Genomic DNA, 2,512 nt, shown 5'->3' with positions numbered 1-2,512 from the left:
CGGTACAACCGCCATTGGCGTCTCGAAAAATTGGGCTTCATGTCACCCCTCGAAGCCCGACAGACCTATGCTTTGCGAAAGGCGGCCTGAGTTGCAAAACCGTGTCCAGACAACCCGAGCCGGTACAAAAGGTGTGAAACGCCACGCCGGGGGCGTCGCCGCCAAGCGCTCGCTTGATCTTGTCGAGCGCCTGATTGGTGCGCGCCAGCACCAGCACCTTGTTCTTGTCGCTCCTGGGCAGGGTGTTGACATCATCGAGTTGCTGCCGAATCAGAGCGGCGATCTCCCTGGCTTTCTTGTCCGGGTTCAGGCCCGGCAGCAGCCGCACGCCGTGGTCGCCTGCTTCGGTGGGGCGCTGCGGCACGGCCTGCTTGTCGGTCTTCACGCTCACCTTGGCCAGCAGCTTCTGGGCATCGTCGATCACCGGCTGGACGCAGCGAAAGTTGTCCATCATGCGGCACTCGCCTGTCCCCTGCAGCGCGGCATGTGCTGGAAAATGTCGGCCGAAGTCGATGAACAACTCAGGCGCGCTGCCGCGCCAGGCGTAGATCGATTGCCAGTCGTCACCGATGGCCATCAGCGTGGGCGGCTTGCCCAGAGTCGCCTGACGGCGCTGGAGGGCCCGCACCCAGCGCACGATCAAGGGCGAGATGTCCTGAAATTCATCAACCAGCAAATGCGTGAAAGGCCGCAACGCCTCCTCGGTCAGTGCACAAACCCCGGCGTCCTCGCTCAACTGGAGAAAAGCGCGGTTGAAGGTCATGACCGGTACGGCCTGCTGGCTCAGATGCTGCTCGAACCTCGGCCAGAACCGCGCCAGCGCCGACGCGAAATGAAATTCCGCCGTATGCGGCTTGAACGTCGGGGCGATGTCGCTCAGGGTGCGAGCAACCTCCAGCCCCAGGCTTTCGACAAAGCCGCCCTGGGCGCAGAACGCCTCGATGAGATCGCTTTCGCTGTGCTCACCCTTGAGCAACACATCCAGACGCGGCGCGGCCTGCCCGGCAGGGTCGGTCTGGGCCGCTTGCTCCACGCGGTTTTTCAGGCGGTCGAGGCTTTTGCGCGTGCGAATATCGAGCGCATCGACCGCGTTGAATCGGGCCACGATGGCACGTCTGACCTGCACCGCCAGGCTCATGGGAACGGGCTTTTGCTCACTGCCCAGCGCCCCGGACAGGCAAGGCAGGGGATCGCCGTCGATGCGTCCATCCAGACTCAGATAGACCGGCATGCCCGTTGCCATCACGCGGCCATTGGCATGGAAGGCCTGCCCTTCGGCATCGAGCATCCGCACCGGCTCGGGATCGACGCCGTCCACCGGCCACAAACCCAGCGACGTCCAGTCCGCATTGATGCGCTTGACCACGTCCAGATCGCGCGCACTGGCCAGACCGAGCACCGATCGTGCGTATTTCTTCTCCGCCGTTTCGCACAGCAAATCGCGCCTGGACTCGATCTTCACCAGAGCCGCCACATGCCCGCGAAACGTCGCGTCCTGCGCGTGCAAATCGCGATAGGCTTCGAGCACGAGCTGTTGCTGGCGCTCCGACAACCGAGAGCCTGAATTGAACGCCGGCCCGGCATGGTCCTCGCCGCCCTGCGCGCTGCCGATCATGTCGAACCACTCCACGCCCCTGAACGCCTGCCGCGCCAGGCGCGCGAGCGCCGCATGAAACGTCTTCACCATCGCCGCGCTCACGCCTTCGACGGCTCGCGCATCTTCCGGACGCAGACGCTCGTTCCAGATCGGCACCGACAGCGCCTTGCACAGCTTTTCGCGCAACTCCTTGCACGAGGCGCGGGTGAATGACACCACCGTCACCTCCTGCGGGCTGATGCGTAAGTAGCACACCATCAACACCACGCGCAGCACCAGCGTGGTCGATTTGCCAGAACCTGCGCCTGCGATCACACAGGTCGCCGGATGGTCAGCCAGAATCATCTCCCACTGCGCAGGCGTCGGCGCCGACACCGCGCACAGCCGCACCGCCAGCGCCACGTCCTCGCGCATCTGCCGGGCGATCTGCTGCCTCACGGGTAGTCGATCCGGCCCGTAGATCGGCGCCGCCGGGGGCGCTGCGGCGTGGCTGCGCGCGTCCGCATCGACGCGCTCCTGTGCGGCCCGCAACCCAGCCCGATCAGGGCCGTGCGTAGGTGCGGCATGTGCAGGATTAGGCTGCGTCGGTGTCGCGTTGCGCGGGTTGCGCACCGTCTGTGTCGATGCAGAGAAAACCCTGGAAAAGAGCCGGTTCAGCATGAGAAGCCTCGTTTCGGAAAGTGTGCGTGCGCCGTGATGGCGTCGTGTTTATCGTGTGTTCGAACCGCATTTTCGATCACGGTCAGGCAGTTGTAGCGTGGCGCAATCTTGCGAAATTGGCCCTGCGCAGCGCTTTTCGCTGCGCATTTCAGCGATCGTGGACGCCTGTTTCATTCTGATCGTGGACGGCGTTTCAGGCTGATCGTGGACGCGCCGGGGGTGCGCGCAAGCGATGGGTTTACTGTATCTCAATCG

Annotated in this window: 1 protein-coding gene; it reads right to left on the bottom strand. The window is 64.1% G+C overall.

The window, feature by feature from the left end; translation table 11 throughout:
* Positions 1–37: 37 nt before the first annotated feature.
* Positions 38–2,257: a UvrD-helicase domain-containing protein gene (locus RBR52_RS15395; protein ID WP_320378153.1), complete on the bottom strand. Its 2,220-nt coding sequence runs from the start codon at positions 2,255–2,257 to the stop codon at positions 38–40.
* Between the last annotated feature and the right edge of the window lie 255 nt (positions 2,258–2,512).

Source organism: Thiomonas sp. (assembly GCF_034007205.1).
Taxonomy (GTDB): domain Bacteria; phylum Pseudomonadota; class Gammaproteobacteria; order Burkholderiales; family Burkholderiaceae_C; genus Thiomonas.
Note: the sequence above shows the minus strand (reverse complement) of the source record. Positions and strands in the feature narration are given on the sequence as shown.